The sequence below is a fragment of the Bacillus cereus group sp. MYBKT111-2 genome, from assembly GCF_051915205.1.
Lineage (GTDB): Bacteria > Bacillota > Bacilli > Bacillales > Bacillaceae_G > Bacillus_A > Bacillus_A paranthracis.
Map to the genome: position 1 here is coordinate 327,518 of NZ_JBQAEG010000002.1, position 19,727 is coordinate 347,244.

Sequence of the window (19,727 nt, forward strand, 5' to 3'; positions counted from 1 at the left end):
ACGAGTGTAAAGATTTGAACAATCGTTCTAATTCGCTTGTAATGCTACGCATCTTTGTTTGAAATAGAGAGTAAAAAAATCGTAATGGCTTCATTAAATAAAACTTCTAATTTCTCTGTTTCAAATGAATGAATGAATTGACATAATCCACCTAGCCATGAACCTAATAAAAGACTTGAATCCTCAACATTTTCTATATAAAATTCACCACTTTGTATACCTTCATCTAAAATTTTATGATATGCCTTTAAAGGGATATCAGCTAAACCATAAAGATGTTTTACTGTAGAAGGACTCGCGCTCGGATCAGAGGCAAGTTCTTGCCCAGCCCTTAATAACGGCGTTTTGTAATTATAAAGTACAAATTTAGCCATTCCATATAATTTCCCAGTAGCATTTGTATACTGTTTTTCTGCTATTTCCCATTTATCGTGCCAATTTCTCATACTGTCTTTAGCTAAATAAACAAATAATTCTTCTTTATTTTTATAATGGTAATATATATGTCCTTTACTATAACCAGAGGCTTTCGCAATGTTATCAATTGAAGTTCTTGTATATCCTTTTAAGGAAAATAATTCTGTCGCTTTCTCTGCTATTATTTCTTTGGCTAAATCGCTATCGTATCGTCTTTTATTCAATGTAGACTCCTTCCGTCGTTTCATACAAAAATTTGAACAGTCGTTCTAATTTCAATATATGTAGGTTTTTCTGTTTTAGTAACTGTTAAAAATCTTATTTATTATTTTTTCTAAAAATTACGGTGCGTGAAATTACTTGAATCATTAAAAAAGAGTCTATTATATATAGACCCTTCATATTTCCTGAATTAATTTGTATTTGCCTCTACTAACGGTTGTAACGGTGGTTCTAATTCTAGTTCTAATATATCGCCTTCTTGTATAGCTTGTCCTTTTTCAATACTTTGATTTGTTACATAACCCGTACCTGAAGTTTTTAAATCTAATTTTAATAGTTTAGAAAAATACATAACATCACGCATGGACCAACCTTGTAAATTGGGCATTGTTGCGTTGTTTCCTAATAAAAATATACGATCACCTTCACTCATTACTTCACCAGACTGCGGATATTGTTTTTTAATTTTTCCTTCTCCTAAAATTATCGGTTGGAGTTTCTCTTTTTTTACATTATTCTCTACCGTATCTATTGATTGATTCACATAGTTTTGCACTTTTAATTGGGATTTTTTCGTTGCATCGGTCATTTGTTGTTCTGTATATGGTTTCACCTTTAAATATTCAAGGCTATTTTTCACAACTGGTTTAAATATTTCAGCGAGTGGCTGAGCTCCATATTCATCTCCCTTTAACTTTGGCTGCTTAATAGCTAAGTATACAATTAACTCTGGGTCATCAATTGGAGCCATACCTAAAAATGAAAAAATATAATTTTCTTTTCCTTCCATATATCGTCCATTTTCAGGATTCGGAATTTGCGCTGTTCCTGTCTTGCCTCCTATTGGGTAACCATCGACTTTATACATTGTACCTGTACCTTTTGAAGACGTAATAACACGCTCCATTAAGTCTCTTACCTTGTCCGCAGTCTCTTTTTTTATCGGATTGCCAACTTCTTTCGGTTGATTTTCCATAATAACTTGCTTGTTTGTTGGATTTACAACTTTGTCAACGATATATGGTTGCATCATTTTCCCGTCATTTGCTATAGCGGTTGCAGCTTGGATTAATTGAATTGGAGTTACTGTAGAACCTTGTCCGAAAGAAGTTGTTACTTGTTGAATTTGTGTATTTAATAATAAAGTATTTTTACTTTCACCAGGTAAATCTATTCCCGTTTTTTGGTTAAAACCAAATTTGTTCATATATTGCTTAAATTTATTTGGTTTTAATAACTGATCTTCTAAAATAGAAAAAGCTACGTTTGATGATCTTTCAAAACCTTCATCAAATGTAATAGATCCCCATCCAAACCCACCATTATGATCTTTTATATCCGATGAACCTACTGAATACTTGCCGGATTGAAAATATTCTTTCCCGTTATATACACCTTCATTGATTGCTGCAGCTAACGTAAATACTTTCATCGTTGAACCTGGTTCATATGCATTTGCGATTGGATCATTTAAAAAGTATTCAATATCCCCTTTATTAGGATTAAAACTAGGTTTACTAGACATAGCTAAAACTTTCCCCGTCTTTGGATCCGCTATAATACCTACTAACATAGAAGGATCATAGTGCTCTTGCGCCTTATTCATCGCTTCTTCTAAAAAACTATTAATTTGTTTATCAAGCGTAAGATATACGTTATTTCCATGTTTAGCAGGTTCTATTTTTCCTATATCATTTGTAAGCGGGATACCTCCTCGCGCTCCCACATATTCTATATTCCCATTTGTCGAGCGCAAATATTTATCTAAACTTTTTTCAAGCCCAAACTTCCCTTCTGTATTTCCTTTATCGTCTGGTCTAGCAAAACCAAGTATATAAGATGCAAAATCTTCATTTGGATACACTCTTGCTTTCTCAGGCATAAAAGAAACACCTGGGATTTTCAATTTTTTAATTTGTTCTTTCTTTTCCCTAGACAAATTCCGGCCAACTTTTCCGATTTCAACTTGCGTACGCCCTTCATGGAAATTCTTTAACACATCTTCTTTATTAATTTCAAGCGCATCAGCTAATTGCGCTGCGGTTTCATCTTTATTTTTCAATTTGCCATTACCTTTCAAATTCACAACAACACGATACGTTGTTGAATCTTGAACGAGCACTTTTCCAGTTTGATCATAAATCGTGCCACGATTCGCTTCCAAAACACCATTTTTATTATGTTGTTCAGTTGCAAGATCCTTTACATTCACATTATGCACGACCCCTACTGCTTGAATATAGAAAAAACGCAAAAGCATAATAAGAAACAAAACAATAAAAGCAATCATAAAATACCGCGCGCCTTTATTCGTTTGAAGTTTATGCATATTTCGCTCCTTTCTTTCACCATTAATTACTACAAAGATGTGCTACAAAATATGTAGTTTTTACTTTCACTACTATATGTTTCGAACATTTCCTTTTAATTCCTTTAAAACAGTCTGAAAGTGGTTATTGTTTCTATTTTTTTATTTATATTACGGTGCGTGAAATTTATGAATATTCCATTACAGGATGGTTGCTTTATTATAAATTACAAGTTCCATAAGGACTTTTAATGCTAACTCAGTATTATTTTGTCACTCTTTTAATACATATTGCCCTTATCTTATGCATAATAAAAAGTTCTCCTCTGGATTTCCAAAGGAGAACTTTTAAACAACCCTACTTATAGTTATTTATGAATAATTAAGCTAAATGATTATATTTCGCTAAAAAAGGAATACGTTTCGTTACCAACGCGTACATTTTAAATACAAATTTCGCTATCGGCTCTAACGGACGTGTACTTTGCACTACTAAGCCACTCGTGATAAATGTTAAGAAAGCAGCACCAAGTATATCTAGAGGATAATGAACACCTACGTACATACGCGATACACCAACTAATACCGCCCAAATAAGAGCGATATATTTTAGTTTTTCTCCTCTAAGCAAAAATACAAATGCAATTGAGAATACAAGTACTGAATGATCACTAACAAATGATGAGTCTGCTGCATGTGGTACTAATTGATGTACATCATGTGATACAAACGGACGTGGATGGTAATATACCGCATGTATCACAACATTTACTAGTAATGCGATAATGACTGAAAGTGTCGTATATAACACTGTATATTGTTTTTTTATTGCATTAATTTTCTTTCCATTGTTAAACCATAAGATAAACATAAATAAAATCGCTACATATGCAGCACTATTTGTAATAGCAATCATTAGCGTATCTAATAGCTTGGACGATCCAGCAAAATTATTAAACCATTGAAATACTGTGTAATTCATAATACTCTCTCCTTGCATAAAAGCTTTCTTGATTTACACAGTATACAACATCAACATGAAAATGGTCTGAAACTTTTCTCATCAAATTCTCATTTTACTATCACTTATTTGACAATCTTAAGACTAATTATAACGGCCAATTATGTATAAAGCTGAAAAACCTTTAAAACAATACGAATCATATGCTTTTTATGTATAGAATACATAACATAGTTACTTCAATATACTAGTTAAGAAATCATATTTTTAATACATACGAAGTGCAATATTACCGAATTGTTCTCCCTGCTCCATACGTCTTAACGCTTGAATCGCTTCTTCCAACGAATAAACTTTATCCATAATTGGTTTAATCTTATATTTCTCTATAAACTTAATCATTTCATTAAATTCTTCACTGCTACCCATAGATGTCCCCATAATATCGATTTGATTATAAAATAACGCTCGTAAAGGTAATTCAATTTTATCTCCGGAGCTTGCACCAAAATTAACAATTCTCCCATTTGGGTTTAATACATCAAAGTATTTTATGAATGTTGCTGGACCTATACTATCAATTATTAAATCTACTTTTCTTTCGCATAAACTCTCTTCCCAATTTCCAGAACTATTAAAAGAAAAATCTGCGCCATATGTTTCGGCAAACTTCCTTTTGTTCTCTACCCTTGAAGTAACACTTACTTTTGCGCCAATTGCTTTTGCAAATAACATAGCAAATGTCGCTACACCGCCGCCTATCCCAGGAATTAAAACATGTTCCCCACGCTTTAATCTACCCTTTGTAAAAAGCGCTCTATATGCAGTTAGTGCCGATAAAGATAGAACGCCAGACTCTTCCCAAGTAAGATATGACGGTTTTGCCACTACATTTTCAGCTGGGACAATTACATATTCAGCAAACGTTCCATCTTTTGGTCCCCCTAACACCTCTGGTAACTCTGGTACTTCGGCAATATTATCCCATCCAATACTAGGATTAATAATGACCTCGGTTTGTAATAAATCAGCTGAAACACCTTCTCCTATTTCTGTAACAATACCTGCACCATCTGATCCTATTACTAAAGGTAGATCCATTTCTTTTCTATTGTTTATAATAAATAAATCCCTATGATTTAATCCTGCTGCTTTTAACTTTACTTTTACTTCCCCGGCATTAGGATTTGTTTCAGATGAAAGTTTATATTCTAATCCCTCTACCCCTTTTTTATATTGATGTACAATAGCTTTCATTGCTTCATTCCCCCTTAATATTTTCAATGTACTAGAAATATCGAAATAAATAAACTAATCTGTCTCCAATAATTAGATGTATATCGTTATGACAAAAGAAAAAATCCCTCCCTATAAATAACGCAGGAAGGGATTTTTTAAATTTTTTCAGATAAAAATCTGTAATGTTAATTCTTTTGAGTTTTAGCTAATTCTAATATCTTTTGAATAAATGGTGCTTTTGCATTTGTATAAGAAACACGATCAAAAGGATATGTAGCTGCAAGTCTCTCTTTTAGTTCTCTATATTCTTTACGTGCCCATTCATGCTTTATTAGAAAGTCTCGAAATAAAAGATTGTTTTTCCATTCGTCACTATTATAAATATAAACATGTAAATGATGAGTACCTGCTCTCCATTTTCCCTTTCTAAAAAAACGCCAATTAGGTGTTTCTTTTGGAACATACTCATATCCGATTTTTAATAGATCATCAATCCACTTTTCGATAATTTGCAAATCTGTTACGCCAATCATCATATCAATTAAAGGTTTCGCTCCTAACCCTTGTACAGATGTGCTCCCTATATGTTCAATAGCAATACAATCTTCCCCAAATAAAGAAATAAATTTCTCTTTTTCTATTAAATACTCTTCGTGCCACTCTTTTTCATATGGTTTAATAACGATTTGTTGTTCCATTTTATCCACCTTTTTATAATTATTTATTATTATATTTATATAAATTTCATGTGATTCACATAGGATTTTTACAAAACGTGTCGAATACTGAAATATATAACTTAATTATAATAAATGCGAGGTATAATATGAGAGATATTCCAGTTGAAATTCAGTTAAATCAAGTTACATTCCAGTTAAAAGAACATCATAATTTTGATTGGCTATTGAAATTAGGAACCGTATTTGCAGTTTTTGACCAGCAAGATTCAGGTAATATAAGTTTTGGTGTTGAAAAAAATGGCCATAAAAAATTCATTAAATACGCAGGGGCACAAACAATTGCATACGAAGGAACAATAAACGACGCTATTGAACGTTTGAAAAATTCAGTTTTCCTATACGAGGAATTAAAACACAACTCGCTTATAAAACTAATTGAACACTTTCCAGTTCAATCTGGATATGTATTAATTTTCGATTGGTTTGATGGTGAATGTCTTCATTCGCACTGGAGTTTCCCGCCTCCTGAAAAATATAAAAATCCAAACTCTCCATTTTATAAATTTAAGCATTTACCTGTTAGAAAACGAGTTCAATCCTTAAATTCCATTTTTTCCTTCCATACATATGTCGAAAAGAAAAAATATGTAGCGATAGATTTTTATGATGGTAGTATTATGTATAATTTTAATACAAATGAAACGAAAATTTGTGATATTGATTTATATTCTAAAAAACCATACGTAAATAAAATGGGAAGATTATGGGGTTCCTCACGTTTTATGTCTCCTGAAGAATTTGAGCTAAACGCTATAATTGATTCGAGAACAAATGTATTTAATATGGGGGCAATGGCTTTCGCGATTTTAGGTGGTGGAAAAGATCGCCCCTTTACAAAATGGGAAGCAAGTAGGGATTTATATGAAATAGCGTATCGCGCAGTAAATGAAAACCGAACCGAACGATATGCATCAGTTAAAGAATTTTATGAAGAGTGGGTAAACGTGTCGAATACTAAAAAGATATAAATCTATATTATTCAAACGAATATATAGTTTATACTATTATCATGATAATATATATGAAAAGGAAATTAAAAATAACGAGGCAAATATTATGAACTTTGTGTATATCAATCAACACGTGTTAAATAACCTTCTATACATTTTAAGTAGCATATTTATTTTTTATTTTATATATGATAGCGGGCGCAATTTGAAGAAATATAAAAAACTACTTATTATACTTTGTACGAGTATCCCTCTTATTTTATGTATGCGCTATCCTATCTATATGGATGAAAATTGTATTCATGATTTAAGACAAATACCGGTTATAGTAGGTACGCTTTATGGTGGCTTCCCTGTCGGTATAACATTGTTTGCTATTTTATTAATTACAAGATTTTCATTTTATGGATTTAGTATGTTAACAATAGTAGTGTATGGAACAATGTTTATCATTACAGCATTCGCATCCGCAAAATTTAATACGTATAATAGAAAAATTAAAGTAGCTTATGCAATGTTTTTAACATTTTTCTTAGCAATATTTACAACTGTAATTGTATTAACTTTATCAGATTTTGAAGTGAATAATTTGTACATCATTTATTTCATAATATTACCAACCGTTTTAATGTTGTTTGTAGTTTATTTTAATGAAGTTTTAAAAGATGCAGTATGCATGCGATCGAAGTTAATTAAAATGGAAAAAATGGAGATTGTTAGCCAACTCGCTGCTAGTATATCGCACGAAGTAAGAAATCCCTTAACTGTTGTAAAAGGATTTACACAACTTTTAAAAACACCAAATTTAACTCCAGAATCAAGAGACGAGTATATTAAGCATATACTGGAAGAATTACATCACGCCCAAGGAATTATTGATGATTATTTAACGTTTGCCAAACCTGCTTCAGAAAAATTAGATGAGATTTCAGTAGAACAAGAATTAAATCGAGTTATTAATATGATCTTACCTTTATGTAATATGAATACAATACATATTACAAAAGATTTCTCTACGGCAACAATAGTTGGTAATAAACAGCACTTTCAGCAATGTTTTTTAAACTTATTAAAAAATGGTATTGAAGCAATGCCTAATGGCGGTACTTTAAATATCTCCTCTTCTATTAGTAATAATAAAGTTATCATACGAATTGAAGATAGCGGAATTGGCATGTCACAAGAGCAAATAAATCGATTTGGCGAACCGTATTTTAGTACAAAAACGAAAGGTACAGGTTTAGGTACAATGGTTGCTGTTAAGATCATTGAAACGATGCAAGGTAATTTAAAAATCCGAAGCGTTATGAATAAAGGTACTACTTTGACAATTACATTTCCGAAATGTAATACAAACACATCTAACAACAAATAAAAAAGGAGCAATTATGCTCCTTTTTTATTTGTTTCGATACATAAGTATCTTCTATGTTTTTTTGTTTTACATTTGTGGAGACTAATTAAAAATTAGTACCCTCCGCCCCAGCAGCTGCATCCAACGATAATTAATAAAATAAATAACACAACTAATAAAGCGAAACCTCCACCAAAACCACAAGAACCACCGTAACTCATATTTTCTCCTCCTTTTGGTTTGAAAACTAATAGGTAGTTGATCATTTTAACTGGTTCGTATTATACATTATGTAAATATCCCTTTTTTGAGCATGTCTATATAAAAATAAGTAAAAGCACTCATTTGAGAGTGCTTTAAAATGGATACCAAAAATTTTGAAATACATGTAACTTTACATATACTGCAGCAATTAAAATAAAAATACCTACAAATAAAGCAATGAAATCCTGGCTTTTCGCTTTATTTGTATAGAACCACGTACGTGTATCCTTCTTTCCGAACCCTCTTAAATCCATTGCGTTTGAAACTGTATCGATTCTCTCTAAAGAATGAATAATTAAAGGCCAGAAAATTAAGACACGGTTTTGCATGCGAATCCATAAACTTGCTTCTCCTTTTTCAAAAGCTACTCCTCTCGCCTCTTGGGCATGTTTAATAACTTTATATTCGGACTGTATATCAGGTATATAACGTAATGCGATATTTATCGCATAAGTAATTTTATAATGAATTCGAAATTTACTTAAGCTACTCACAAATTTGCTTGGATCAGTCGTATAAATAAAAATAAGTGTAAATGGTAATAACGTAAAATACTTTAACGAAAGTGTAGCTGCATAAAATAATGTTTCGTATGTAATTGTTGCATATCCAATATACATAAATGAAGTATACGATCCAGTTAATTCAGATCCATGGGTTGGTGTAATAAATAAGATCATGACAGAATTTAATAAACTAAATGTAAATATAACAGTAAAAACAATAAAAATTTTACGAAATGGAATTTTAGCAACTAAAAGTCCGATACATCCAATTATAAATACGAATAGCAATACGCGAAAATCAAAAAATAAAAAGGTAAGCGTCATACCAAAAATAAATAACAACAATTTCACTGCTCCGTCCATGCGATGAAAATATGTATTATACACCTTCCTCCCTCCTAATATCATTAAAATACAGTTCCATAAATTTTTCAGGATTTGCAATACCACTAAATTTAACGAGTTTGAATAAAGAGCTCTCCTTTAAGTTCGCTCTTTGTAACGTTTCTGGATGTCCTAATACAATGGATGCGGTATGATTCGCAATAATTTCCCCTTCATGTAGAACTATTGCTCTGTCCGCATATTCTAATGCGAGATTCATATCGTGTGTGATAAAAATAAATGATATTCCCTTTTTAGCTAATTTTCTAATAAACGACATAAACTGTTTATAATGATAATAATCTTGTCCCGCTGTCGGTTCATCTAATATGATAAGTTTTGGATTTGCTGTTAGTACAGATGCAATCGTTAATCTCTTTTTTTGTCCATAACTTAACGCCTGAATTGGCCAATTTCGAAATGGGTACAAACCACAAATTTTTAACGCTTCCTCCGCTCTAAACTTAATTTCTTCCTTTGAAACCTTTTGTAATTTTAATGTGAATGAAACCTCTTCTATAACAGTAGATTGTGTAATCATGTGATTTGGATTTTGCATGACATAAGATATAATCTCACCGCGTTTACGTATAGACCAAGAATTGATATTTACTCCATCAATTAAAATCCTGCCATTTTTTGTTTTGTTTATTCCTATAAGACTATGAGCTAATGTTGATTTTCCAGCTCCGTTATGGCCCAAAAGTGCTAAAATTTCTCCTTCATATATGGATAAATTTACATTCTCTAATACTTTTTGTTTATTAGGATATGAAAATGATAAATTCTCTACTTTCAATAATTCTTTTTTTGTAGGAGTATCTTTACAAAAAGCTTTTTTCTCCATCCACTCTTTTATTACGCCACTAATACTTTCCTTATGAAGATTTTCAAGTGGATATATTACGTCATTATTACTATCAAAATGTAATCTTTTTAATCCTTCTATGTACATAGGTTCTCTTAATCCGATTGAGGGTAATATATTTGACGCTAAAATCTCATCTGGTGTCCCTATCGCAACAATTTCCCCTTCATCAATTAAAATAATTTTATCTAAATCCAGATTTAACATTTCTTCTATTCGATGTTCAATAATTACAATTGTTTTATTATATTGCTTATGTATATTTTTAATAAGTTCAATTGTATGTAAGCTGCTAGCTGGATCTAAATTTGCTAACGGTTCATCGAACAATAATATAGGAGCATTTGTTGTTAACAAACCCGCTAAAGAAACAGTTTGTTTTTGCCCTCCAGATAATTCATGCGGACTTTGTTTATGAAAAGTATGCATTCCTACCTTTTTTAATGACTCCGAGACAATCTTTTTCATTTCATCCTGATTTACACATTCATTTTCTAAATAAAAGGCTACATCTTCTTCTACTGTAAGACCAATAAATTGTGCATCTTGATCTTGCAAAATTGTGCCTACATGTTTACTCAGTTCAAAAACACTCTTTTTCCTCGGATCTTTTCCAGCAATTAAAATATTACCAGTACTAGTCCCTTCATAAGAAAATGGGATTAGCCCATTCATACAATGAGCTAACGTTGATTTCCCTGAACCACTTCGTCCAGCAATTAGCACTTTTTCCCCAGGATATATATGAAATGTAATGTCTTTCACAGTAGGCTGCGCTGCATGCTTATATTGAAAGTTGAATTGTTCAAAAGAAATAATTGGTTGCATTTTAATATCCCTACTTTTCAATTTTTAAATGTGTATGTTTCTTATTCGATTTAGCTAGGCCTATTGTAATTGGCAATCCAAGAACTAAAAATACAATAACGTCAGCAATTGTTGCACCTAACACTTGTATAACAATTTTGTCAAACGGTTCTCCCATTACAATAATATCGAATGCCCCAGCAAATATAATAGCAATGACAATTCCAATTAAGCCAGTAATGGCTAAATAAGAAATATCTCCCTTATTATATGTCCCGTTTTTCACACTAAAGCCAACTCTTTTTTGAATGAACCCCATTGCAAAGCCGATAATGCCGGAACTAAAAACCCAGCCCCACCAAATACCCCAGCCAGCAATTGTATCTGTTACAGTATGACCGATAAGTCCTATTAACAGCCCTGCCACTGGACCAAATAACGCTCCAAAAACGGTTAAAATAGCTAATGCAGGTTTAATAAATGTATTTGGTGCAATAGAAAATCCCCAAAGTCCTAATATCCCGTATAATGCTGCTCCAATTCCGATTGCCACTACTAACTTCGTTGATAATTTGTTCATTACAATTCCCCTCTCTTATTAGTCAACTTTTATTACTCTATATTTATTTTCAAAATGAATTATGCATCGACACTCCCTTTCTATACAACAAAAAATGGCCTCTTATATAAGAGGCCATTTTCTTTCACGTTCAAGAATCCTCTTATCTTCCAAAAAACACATCGTGTTCTCTGCGGAATTAGCACCTTCCTATACATTTACATAGGGGTTGCTGAGGTTTCATAGGGCCGGTCCCTCCACCTCTCTGGATAAGTATTAATTTGTAATTCGTATTATGGCATTAAAAAGTATAAATTTCAACACTTTTCTAATTATTTTTATTTTTTGTTTAACAATACATTCAAATCATTGTATTCTTATCGGAATTGTGAAATAATGAATTCAAAATAGTTACGGGAGGAATGTACGATGAAAGTACTCGGTTTAATTGGTGGACTAAGTTGGGAATCTACATCATTATATTATAAACATATTAATACACTTACACTCTCTCAATACGATCAAAATGCAAAGCTTGTTTTATATAGCATGGACTTTGGTGAAGTAACGACTTTATTACAAAATCATCAATATGAAGAAGTGAAAAACGAATTAGTTACTGTTGCAAAGAAGGTTGAAAAATCCGGAGCTGAATGTTTATTAATGTGTTCCAATACGGTCCATTTATTTGCTGAAGAAGTAGAAAGTGCAATATCCATTCCACTTCTTCACATAGGTGATGTAAGTGCTAAAGAAATGGTAGAACAGAATATAAAGCGTATCGGATTATTGGGTACGAAACAAACGATGGAACAAGACTTCTATAAATCACGTCTAGCAAACTATAACATTGAGACAATCATCCCAAATGAAGAGGAAAGAAATTTTATTCATCATGTAATTTTAAATGAATTAAGTAAAGGGATTATTTCAGAAACATCAAAAGAAAAGCTATTACAAATTACAAAATCATTAATTCAAAATGGCGCAGAAGGTATACTACTAGGTTGCACCGAAATACCGTTGCTCATTTCCCAAAACGACCTTACTGTTCCTGTTTTTGATACTGCTTTTTTACATGCAAATACTGCTGTGCAGTTTGCGGGATAATAATATAAAAGCATAAAGGTTGAGCCTCTATGCTTTTATATTACCCACACTATTTATTTAAAAGAGATGTAATCACTGTGATTGCTTCATTTGAACCACCACAATCTAAAAAACTATCTTTCAGTTTTCGTATTCCATGCTTATACTTTTCATTTGAAAGAACATCGGTTACCGCTTCTTTTAACGTTTGCACATTAACATTCTCTTTCAATAACCGATGCGCAGCTTCAAGCTCAGTTAATCTTTGTGCTATCATTGGCTGGTCTTTATCGTGTGGAATGATGACAAATGGGACATTAAAATATTTAGCACTTCTTTCTCACTCCTTACACTTCAATACTCTTATTAATCATACTGTAATTATTACCGTCAATCTTCCCCTAATAGTCCTAATATACTTGCTACTTTAGATTGATAAATAATTATCAGTTATTTAATTTAAAAAAGCATCTACATAAGTAGATGCCAAACCGTGATAAGGAGTGTTCTGTGAGGTTAGAATAAGCTTTTCAGCTTGTCCTATGCTATCAATATATGATTTATTTTATAAAACGTGAATAGTTAATAGAATTATTTTATCCATTTAATTCTATTTAGAATCATCTATTTTTGGCGTTTCACCAGTTAATCGCTTATTTTTCAAATCAAAATAAGCATCTAAAACTTCTTTTCCAATATCGGAGTTAATGCCCGATTTATCATTAATAACCCACGGCACAACTACGGAAAACGCTACTTCTGGATTATCATACGGCGCATATCCTGCTAATGTTAAGTTATAGCAGTCTCTTCGCTCTCCCTTTTCATTTCGTCCAATATCATTTTCTCCACCGTATACTGTCTGTGCAGTACCTGTTTTACCAGCTGGTTTATACGATACTTTTTGGAACGCCCTTACTCCCGTTCCATCACCTTCTTGGAATACCCTTCTAAAGCCTTCTTTTACTTGATTTATATATTCCTCTTTCATATCTATTTTATTTAAAGCCATTGGTTCTACTGCATGCACCACTTTACCGATCTCATCTTTTTGCGACGTTTGCTCTCTTACCTCTTGTACAATTTGTGGCTTCATTCGATATCCACCGTTTGCAATTGTTGAAATATACTGTACAAGCTGAAGTGGTGTATACGTATCATACTGACCGATTGAATAGTCTAGTAAAAAACCAGGTTGATTATCTTTTTTACCAATTTGTCCAGCTGTTTCATTTGGTAAATCAATGCCTGTTGGAACACCTAATCCAAATTGTCTGAAATAATATCTCATTTTATCAAAACTTTCCTGTTTAATATTTAATGAGCTATTTTTCACATAATCTACACCTGCAATTTTTAATGCTGTATGAAACATATAAACGTTTGAAGAGACTTGTAACGCTCTTAAATCATCAATATTTCCAAACTCTTTCCAAGATTTCTTCTCCCTAGTACCTTTAAACTTCATAGGTGCATCATAAAAATAAGTACCTGGTGTTATAGCTTTCGTTTCAAATCCAGTTAAAACTGTGGCACCTTTAACTGTTGATCCCAGCTCATATGAACTAGTCATTGTACCTAATGCATAGTCTTCAATTTCTGTTTTCCCGTCTTTTTCTACAAGTCTTTTCCCAGCCATTGATAATACTTGTCCGTTTTTCGGATTCATCATTACAACGAAAGCACGGTCCAACATAGATTCAGATCCTTTATATGCCTTTAATATTTTTTCTATACTTTCTTCTACTTTTTTCTGTAATTCCATATCTATCGTTAAAGTTAAGTTCTTACCGCTCTTTCCCTCCGAAATTGTTTCCGTTCTAATTGTAGTACCTTGTTTATCTGCAACGCTTCTTACTTCTTTTTTTGTACCATGAAGTACATCTTCATATTGCTGCTCGATATAACTTTTTCCAACCCTATCATTTCGGCTATAATCGCGTACTAAGTAATAATCTAATCGTTCACTTGGTAATCCTTCATCAGAATTAGAAACATTTCCAAGAACGGATCGGAATAATCCATCATTTACATACACTCTCTCCCAATCAACCGACACGTCTACACCTGGGAGATTTGCTAAACCTTCACTAATTATAGTAAATTCCTTTTCACTAACGTCTTTTTTAATAATTTGTGGAGCCATTTGATAACCAGAAGTCATCTTACTTTTAATAGCTAACACTTTTATATCTTTATCTGTTAAATCTTGAAGATTTTTATCCGTAACTCGTTTTCTTTTTAACTCTTCAATTTTTTTATCTAAATTTTTCCCGGTAATATCTTTATCTCTGAACCTATTTATTTCTTTTTTAGATACTAATTTTTCGGTTAGTGTCGGATTTAATTGCATCCAAAAATCTTTCTTATCCGTCTCAGTTAGTTTATCTATATCTTCTTTTGGTATTTCAATTATGTCTGCAAGTTGTCTTGCTGTTTTTAATATTTCTTCTGATTTTACACCTTTCATCTTTGTATATGTAATTGTACGTAAAGACTTATTATCAACTACTGGATTCCCTTCTCGGTCAAATATTTTTCCCCGCGGCACAGAAAGGCTTACGGTTGCATTTTCTCTCTTCTCCACTTCATTTTTATACGTCTCACCATCGATAATTTGTACTTTACCTAATTGTATAATCATGGCAGAAAACAATATAAATACACATAAGAATAAAATGTTTAACCGCATCGGTACTGCTCTATCGCTTTTTTTCTCTTGTTTTTTCACCTTGTCATAATCTCCTCCTTACTGTATTTCTATTAATAATTGAATCTATATATTAAAAGTAATGCACGTTTTCTATACATTACTTTGCACAAATACTAATATATTGATAAAAACTTAATAGAAATTAAAGCAAGTCTAAAGAAAAGGTAAAGTTTTCTAAATTTAATACAAAAATACCCAATAACGAAAAGCTTGACTTTTCGTTATTGGGTATTTAAGAATTAATAATTGAACGTATTGATTCTAATCTATCATCATAATTTGATAAAGGCTTTTTACTCTGCATTTTTGGCAAGTAAATCGTTACTGTTGTCCCGACACCAACCTCACTCATAATACTTATATTCCCTTGATGACTTTCAATAATTTTATAACTTAACATCAATCCAATACCGGTACCTTTTTCTTTCGTACTATAGAATGGTTCACCTAATCTTTTAATTCTTTCTTCAGGTATTCCTATTCCTTTATCAATTACACTAATAATGATACCATCTTTACCAATTTCTTTTATATGAATTGAAATTCTTCCGCCATCTGGCATAGCTTCGATCGAATTTTGCAAAACGTTAATAAATACTTGTTTCAATTGATTTTCTGAGCATTCAATAATTATATCTTTGGTATCTGTAAATAGTTCAACTTGAATATTCGTCATAATTGCCTTTGTATTCATTAGCGATACGACATTTTTAAAAATTTGATAAATATTTTTCTTTTCTGTATTTATTTCATCCGTTTTAGCAATGGATAGAAACTCTTGAAGGATTGCTTCTATCCGTTCAATTTCAGAAAGCATAAGATTAAAATATTTTTCTTGATCTTCTTTATTAATTTGGAATAATTGAATAAACCCTTTAATTACAGTTAACGGATTTCTTACTTCATGAGCTACACCAGCCGCTAATTGTCCAATTGCTGCAAGCGTATCTGATTTATTTAGCAATTCTTCTGTCTTTTTTCGCTCTGTAATATCGCGTACGATAATCATAATTTTATCCTGTAATAATGGTAAGCACCTTGCTTCAAAGAAGTCAACACTACCATTAAGTGTAAGTGGATATTCTACTATTACATTCGTTCCTTTTTCCTTCACTTGACTAATGGCTTCCTGAAACTGCTGTGCTACTGGAGATGGTAAGACATCGTAAAACTTTTTTCCCATAAAAGCTTCTGCAGGTACGTAAAACTTTGTAGGAGAGCCTGCTTTGTAATCTATAATTGTTCCATCATCTTCTGTTAAGAAACATAAATCTGGTAAAGCTTTAAAAATCAATTCCAATTCAGACGTTTGTTGTTTTAACTGCTCTTCTATCGCTTTTAAATGTGTAATATCTACACCAACAGCCCAATAACTATATCCTGTTACTGGAAACTGTTCTGATATATTTGACCACATTATCGTTTTGATTTCGCCATTTTTACATGTTAAGTGCATTTCCCAATCTCTGAAATTTTTTCCGTAAGTTAGAAATTTATTTTGTATTTGATGGCGATAATTATGGTCAGGGTATAATAATTGAAGTGCATTTGGATTTCCAATTATTTCTTCAGCGGTATAACCTGTTACAATTTCACATTCTCGATTCCATAAAACAAAATCTCCATTATAATCAAGCGCATCGACCATAACAGGCATATTTTGTAAAATTGTATGTAGTTCCTCCTCTTTCTGAGAAAGCAACGTTGTATTTTTACTTTGAATTACTTTTATTGCACCATCTAAAATTAAACTCGAGAGCATTTCAAAGTATTTTTGACAACTGAAAATTTCGCTTTTTTTGGACCATACGACAAAAGATCCTAAATGTTGATTGGATAAGAAGATGGGGATTTCAATCTTTGGAAGTTTACTTCTTTTTATTTCTTTCATTCCAAATGAAAAAATACACTCTTTGTCAGCATCAAGGAGTTGATGTGATATGTTAGTTAATTTATAAAAGTGTTCTGCCATGGTTTCTATTGTACTCACATCAATAAGTTCCATTAGCCGCGAATTCATTCCTTTTTCACCTCAATATGTAAAATTCATACTTCTTCATTATACGAAGAAAGCTAGTATAGGTATATAGCTGCAGAATAATTATTTGAATAAATTTTATTTTTCAATTAAATACAAAAAAGAATGAGTATATTAAATGTCCCTTTAATTAATAGGGGTGTTCATCACTTATTGATTGTTTAGGTAACTGAAATTCCTCTTTATATCCACCGAATTTTGTCTTGAAAATTAAATACGCTACTAATAAACGTATAAAAATACAAAGTTCATAAAAAATTCACAATTTTTATGAAAAATATAAACATTTATTCCAATAAATTCTATATAATAAATTGTAATAAGGCTTCTATGAATCTCATAGAATACCTTACCCCTAATAAAAAGAAAAAAAGAATCCAATTGTTTTATTAAAAGGACAGATGATTAGTAAGTCCTATAATAAACAAGGGATTCAATAAAATGTTACACATTTTATTAAGGAAAGTACATCACTATTGAATAGTGGTGTATTTTTCTTTTAAAAGACCTCTACATGACCTCATTTACTACTACAACATTTGAGTTTTATCATAAATAATTTTATTGTAAAGTGACGAAAAAGTTGCTTGATTTACAATAAAGTCGTTTAAAAAATAATAAAGTTGCTAAAAAAATGAGAGTCATTTTAAGCTATATGTGATAAAATATACAAATCAAATTTAGGAGGAGTTATTTATGAAGTGCAATAAATATAATTGGGTACATTTAAAGAGGGAAAGCGTATCAATGACCCTATAAACTACGTCTACCCTCATTATTTATTGGAGGGTTAAATGTGAATACATCTCATTCACAGTCAAATTCACGTCATAATCAAGTTTTATTATGGCTTTGTGTTCTTTCTTTTTTCAGCGTTTTAAATGAAATGGTTTTAAATGTTTCATTACCTGATATTGCTAGCGATTTTAATAAGGAACCAGCAAGTGTAAACTGGGTAAACACAGCGTTCATATTAACTTTTTCCATAGGAACAGCTATATATGGAAAGCTATCGGATCAGCTAGGCATCAAAAAGCTACTCCTATTTGGAATTATAGTGAACTGCATCGGATCAGTTATCGGATTTGTTGGGCATTCGTTCTTTTCTGTAATTATTTTGGCTCGGCTTATCCAGGGCGCGGGTGCAGCTGCATTTCCAGCACTTGTGATGGTTGTTGTGGCGCGCTATATCCCAAAAGAAGATAGGGGTAAAGCATTTGGACTTATTGGGTCCATTGTAGCAATGGGAGAAGGTGTAGGACCATTTATTGGTGGAGTGATTGCTGAATATATCCATTGGTCTTATTTACTGCTTTTACCACTTGTGACGATTATCACTGTTCCATTCCTTGCAAAATTAATGAAACAGGAAGACGTAATAAAAGGCTCTTTTGATACTGTAGGGATAATATTCATGTCCGTAGGTATTGTATTTTTTATGATGTTTACGACATCTTATAGAATTTCCTTTCTAATCGTTAGCATTATATGTTTCCTGATATTTGTTAAACATATTAGGAAAGTATCTAATCCTTTTGTTGATCCTGCGCTAGGAAGAAATGTCCCATTTATGATTGGAATCATTTGTGGAGGACTTATATTTGGAACTGTAGCAGGATTTCTTTCTATGGTTCCTTATATGATGAAAGATGTGTATCAATTAAGTACTGCTGCAATTGGAAGTGGGATTATTTTCCCTGGTGCAATGAGTGTTATTGTTTTTGGTTATATTGGTGGAGTTCTTGTTGATAAGAAAGGCTCTTTATTTGTGTTAACAACTGGAGTTGCATTTCTTTCTATCAGCTTTTTAGTAGCTGCCCTTTTTATAGAAACAACACCATGGCTCATGACAAGTATATTAATTTTTGTTTTTGGAGGGCTTTCTTTTACGAAAACAGTTATCTCCACCATTGTTTCAAGTAGTTTGGAACAAAAGGAAGCTGGTGCTGGAATGAGTTTGCTTAATTTTACAAGCTTTTTATCAGAAGGAATGGGTATTGCAATTGTAGGTGGATTATTATCGATAGGTTTGCTAGATCGAAAATTGTTACCTATAAATGCTGATCCATCCACTCATTTGTACAGTAATATGCTATTTCTTTTTGCGGGGATCATCGTCATTAGCTGGTTGGTTACTATGAATATGTATAAGCGTTCAAGAAGAAATAGCTGAACTTGACTGGGCCGCTATTGTTGAATAAAACTTAGATTTTCAAATGACTTTATCGTTATTTTTTTTAGTGTAGTGAAATATCTTACATCAAAAATTAAACAACTTTAAGTATAACCCCGTCCTAAATTTAGAACG

Annotated in this window: 16 protein-coding genes, 1 pseudogene and 1 riboswitch; of the genes and pseudogenes, 5 read left to right on the forward strand and 12 right to left on the reverse strand. The window is 31.9% G+C overall.

The window, feature by feature from the left end; genetic code table 11:
* Positions 1–44: 44 nt before the first annotated feature.
* From ACTFNE_RS06970 to ACTFNE_RS06990, 5 genes are all read right to left on the reverse strand, one after another.
* Positions 45–641, reverse strand: a complete 597-nt coding sequence (locus ACTFNE_RS06970; RefSeq protein ID WP_270704807.1) for a TetR family transcriptional regulator C-terminal domain-containing protein — start codon at positions 639–641, stop codon at positions 45–47.
* 188 nt (positions 642–829) lie between these two features.
* Positions 830–2,968 carry a penicillin-binding protein gene (locus ACTFNE_RS06975; RefSeq protein ID WP_046199157.1) on the reverse strand — a complete coding sequence of 713 codons (2,139 nt, stop codon included), beginning with the start codon at positions 2,966–2,968 and terminating at the stop codon, positions 830–832.
* Positions 2,969–3,329: 361 nt separating this feature from the next.
* Positions 3,330–3,929, reverse strand: a complete 600-nt coding sequence (locus tag ACTFNE_RS06980; protein WP_270704806.1) for an undecaprenyl-diphosphatase — start codon at positions 3,927–3,929, stop codon at positions 3,330–3,332.
* A gap of 246 nt (positions 3,930–4,175) precedes the next feature.
* Positions 4,176–5,165, reverse strand: coding sequence for a zinc-binding dehydrogenase (locus tag ACTFNE_RS06985; protein ID WP_046199158.1), 990 nt, complete (start codon positions 5,163–5,165; stop codon positions 4,176–4,178).
* 167 nt (positions 5,166–5,332) lie between these two features.
* Positions 5,333–5,845, reverse strand: coding sequence for a GrpB family protein (locus tag ACTFNE_RS06990; RefSeq protein WP_000437685.1), 513 nt, complete (start codon positions 5,843–5,845; stop codon positions 5,333–5,335).
* A gap of 128 nt (positions 5,846–5,973) precedes the next feature.
* On the opposite strand from ACTFNE_RS06990, the gene ACTFNE_RS06995 reads away from it, so the two are divergent.
* Both ACTFNE_RS06995 and ACTFNE_RS07000 read left to right on the forward strand, forming a co-directional pair.
* Positions 5,974–6,855: a serine/threonine protein kinase gene (locus tag ACTFNE_RS06995; RefSeq protein WP_046199159.1), complete on the forward strand. Its 882-nt coding sequence runs from the start codon at positions 5,974–5,976 to the stop codon at positions 6,853–6,855.
* A gap of 88 nt (positions 6,856–6,943) precedes the next feature.
* Positions 6,944–8,212, forward strand: a complete 1,269-nt coding sequence (locus ACTFNE_RS07000; RefSeq protein ID WP_046199160.1) for a sensor histidine kinase — start codon at positions 6,944–6,946, stop codon at positions 8,210–8,212.
* A 92-nt stretch (positions 8,213–8,304) separates the two neighbouring features.
* Here the strand turns inward: ACTFNE_RS07000 and ACTFNE_RS07005 are convergent, their stop codons facing one another.
* From ACTFNE_RS07005 to ACTFNE_RS07020, 4 genes are all read right to left on the reverse strand, one after another.
* A complete protein-coding gene (locus ACTFNE_RS07005; RefSeq protein WP_000120182.1) occupies positions 8,305–8,412 on the reverse strand; it encodes a YjcZ family sporulation protein in 108 nt (35 codons plus the stop codon).
* Positions 8,413–8,547: 135 nt separating this feature from the next.
* On the reverse strand, positions 8,548–9,348 hold the full coding sequence (locus ACTFNE_RS07010) for an energy-coupling factor transporter transmembrane component T family protein (protein ID WP_000282909.1): 801 nt from the start codon (positions 9,346–9,348) through the stop codon (positions 8,548–8,550).
* The gene (locus tag ACTFNE_RS07015; RefSeq protein ID WP_270704805.1) at positions 9,341–11,041 is read right to left on the reverse strand and encodes an ABC transporter ATP-binding protein; all 1,701 of its coding nucleotides are present in this window, start codon (positions 11,039–11,041) and stop codon (positions 9,341–9,343) included. Before ACTFNE_RS07015 ends, ACTFNE_RS07010 begins: the two co-directional genes overlap by 8 nt.
* Before the next feature lie 10 nt (positions 11,042–11,051).
* Positions 11,052–11,600 carry an ECF-type riboflavin transporter substrate-binding protein gene (locus ACTFNE_RS07020; protein WP_046199162.1) on the reverse strand — a complete coding sequence of 183 codons (549 nt, stop codon included), beginning with the start codon at positions 11,598–11,600 and terminating at the stop codon, positions 11,052–11,054.
* Positions 11,601–11,739: 139 nt separating this feature from the next.
* Positions 11,740–11,855, reverse strand: a riboswitch (SAM riboswitch).
* 153 nt (positions 11,856–12,008) lie between these two features.
* On the opposite strand from ACTFNE_RS07020, the gene ACTFNE_RS07025 reads away from it, so the two are divergent.
* On the forward strand, positions 12,009–12,689 hold the full coding sequence (locus ACTFNE_RS07025) for an aspartate/glutamate racemase family protein (protein WP_270704804.1): 681 nt from the start codon (positions 12,009–12,011) through the stop codon (positions 12,687–12,689).
* Positions 12,690–12,738: 49 nt separating this feature from the next.
* Here ACTFNE_RS07025 and ACTFNE_RS07030 read toward each other — a convergent pair.
* The 3 genes and pseudogenes from ACTFNE_RS07030 to ACTFNE_RS07040 all read right to left on the reverse strand — a co-directional run.
* Positions 12,739–12,999: pseudogene (locus ACTFNE_RS07030) on the reverse strand (glycosyltransferase); the annotation flags it as partial.
* Between the two features lie 279 nt (positions 13,000–13,278).
* Complete coding sequence (locus ACTFNE_RS07035) at positions 13,279–15,399, reverse strand: peptidoglycan D,D-transpeptidase FtsI family protein (RefSeq protein ID WP_046199163.1); 2,121 nt, start codon at positions 15,397–15,399, stop codon at positions 13,279–13,281.
* Between the two features lie 214 nt (positions 15,400–15,613).
* The gene (locus ACTFNE_RS07040; protein WP_046199164.1) at positions 15,614–17,401 is read right to left on the reverse strand and encodes a PAS domain-containing sensor histidine kinase; all 1,788 of its coding nucleotides are present in this window, start codon (positions 17,399–17,401) and stop codon (positions 15,614–15,616) included.
* Between the two features lie 714 nt (positions 17,402–18,115).
* Between ACTFNE_RS07040 and ACTFNE_RS07045 the strand changes: the two genes are divergently transcribed.
* Together ACTFNE_RS07045 and tet are read left to right on the forward strand one after the other, a co-directional pair.
* Positions 18,116–18,178 carry a tetracycline resistance efflux system leader peptide gene (locus ACTFNE_RS07045; RefSeq protein WP_106081929.1) on the forward strand — a complete coding sequence of 21 codons (63 nt, stop codon included), beginning with the start codon at positions 18,116–18,118 and terminating at the stop codon, positions 18,176–18,178.
* 37 nt (positions 18,179–18,215) lie between these two features.
* Positions 18,216–19,592, forward strand: a complete 1,377-nt coding sequence (gene tet, locus ACTFNE_RS07050; RefSeq protein WP_001097891.1) for a Tet(L)/Tet(K)/Tet(45) family tetracycline efflux MFS transporter — start codon at positions 18,216–18,218, stop codon at positions 19,590–19,592.
* Positions 19,593–19,727: the final 135 nt, after the last annotated feature.

Excerpts from the sequence above, each read along its gene's own strand:
- ACTFNE_RS06975 (WP_046199157.1), bottom strand. The coding sequence starts at position 2,968 with ATGCATAAACTTCAAACGAATAAAGGCGCGCGGTATTTTATGATTGCT.
- ACTFNE_RS06980 (WP_270704806.1), bottom strand. The coding sequence starts at position 3,929 with ATGAATTACACAGTATTTCAATGGTTTAATAATTTTGCTGGATCGTCC.
- ACTFNE_RS06985 (WP_046199158.1), bottom strand. The coding sequence starts at position 5,165 with ATGAAAGCTATTGTACATCAATATAAAAAAGGGGTAGAGGGATTAGAA.
- ACTFNE_RS06990 (WP_000437685.1), bottom strand. The coding sequence starts at position 5,845 with ATGGAACAACAAATCGTTATTAAACCATATGAAAAAGAGTGGCACGAA.
- ACTFNE_RS06995 (WP_046199159.1), top strand. The coding sequence starts at position 5,974 with ATGAGAGATATTCCAGTTGAAATTCAGTTAAATCAAGTTACATTCCAG.
- ACTFNE_RS07000 (WP_046199160.1), top strand. The coding sequence starts at position 6,944 with ATGAACTTTGTGTATATCAATCAACACGTGTTAAATAACCTTCTATAC.
- ACTFNE_RS07005 (WP_000120182.1), bottom strand. The coding sequence starts at position 8,412 with ATGAGTTACGGTGGTTCTTGTGGTTTTGGTGGAGGTTTCGCTTTATTA.
- ACTFNE_RS07015 (WP_270704805.1), bottom strand. The coding sequence starts at position 11,041 with ATGCAACCAATTATTTCTTTTGAACAATTCAACTTTCAATATAAGCAT.
- ACTFNE_RS07020 (WP_046199162.1), bottom strand. The coding sequence starts at position 11,600 with ATGAACAAATTATCAACGAAGTTAGTAGTGGCAATCGGAATTGGAGCA.
- ACTFNE_RS07025 (WP_270704804.1), top strand. The coding sequence starts at position 12,009 with ATGAAAGTACTCGGTTTAATTGGTGGACTAAGTTGGGAATCTACATCA.
- ACTFNE_RS07040 (WP_046199164.1), bottom strand. The coding sequence starts at position 17,401 with ATGAATTCGCGGCTAATGGAACTTATTGATGTGAGTACAATAGAAACC.